This window comes from uncultured Leptotrichia sp. (assembly GCF_938036635.1).
Lineage (GTDB): Bacteria > Fusobacteriota > Fusobacteriia > Fusobacteriales > Leptotrichiaceae > Leptotrichia > Leptotrichia hongkongensis.
Window position 1 is genome coordinate 1 of record NZ_CALHQO010000054.1, and the last position, 1,126, is coordinate 1,126.

Below are 1,126 nucleotides of genomic sequence, written 5' to 3' on the forward strand. Positions count from 1 at the left end.
CATATTTCTTCAATCCTCATCAATTATCAAATGCCGTGGACAATCCAGTAACCAACATTCATTTTCAAAAAACATAAATATTTCCATCTTAGGCTTAAAATCCGTATTCAATATTTTTTTCGACACTAAATTAATATTCTCCAATCTCTGTTTTTCATCTTCTATCATTTCCAAAAGCTCTTCTTCCGTAGTATCTTTCTGATATTCTTCGTCAGTCTTCATTTCTTCAATATTGTGAAAAATCTCTTTTTCAGCTTCTTTCAATATTTTGTCTATTTTCTCAAATTTATTCAATTGTTTCAAAGAATAAAGATACGGTGCTATGGAATTTGCTTCTAAATAAAAATTACTATTATCTGCATATTTACAATATTTTTCATAATTATCGCATAAATAAAATAAATCTTTTATTACATCTTCATCAAACGTGTGAAAACCTTCATACGTCAACCAATTCAAATATTTTTCATAATCCGTTTTCTCCAGCATTTCAAACTCTTTTATTTTTTCCAAAAGTTTTTCTATATTTCCAGTATCTTTATTTCCTAAATAAATTTTACAAAGAACTATGTAAAAATGATATTTAATGTTGTTTGAGTCTTCCATTAACAAATTATCTAAAATTTTTTCAGCTTTTTTATATTCTTTATTTTGAATTAAAATCAGTGCATATCCATAACTATATTTCGTTTCATCACTCATTTTGCAGGCAATTTCTATATTTTCAAGAGATTTTTGATATATTTTAGCATAAAAACAAATAGCTGAAAGTCTGTAATAAATGTCTGCATTATTTGAATTAATTTTTATTGCTTTTTCAAGATAATCAATAGCCTCTTCTTCCATACATCCCATATCTTCACACAAATAAGCCAAATCAACATATATTCTAAACTTTTCATCTTCTGTTAAAATATCAAAATTCCTTTTCAAAAATGTTTCTAAAATTTCTATACCGTCGCATTTCCTGCTCAAATAGTAAACTCCCGCCAACTGACAAACAACCGAAACATCTTCAGGATTTTTCGTGGTTTCCTTCAACAAGTATTTCCTATAATTTTCAAGTGCAATATCATATTCTGTTCTATCTTCATTTCCCATTTTTTCCCATATTTTATAAATATAT

At 26.6% G+C, this 1,126-nt stretch carries 1 protein-coding gene; it reads right to left on the reverse strand.

Translation table 11 applies throughout. The annotated features are described in order from the left end of the window. Positions 1–9 precede the first annotated feature (9 nt). The coding region (locus tag Q0370_RS00960) for a hypothetical protein (RefSeq protein WP_299570860.1) at positions 10–1,126 on the reverse strand (1,117 nt) is incomplete at its 5' end.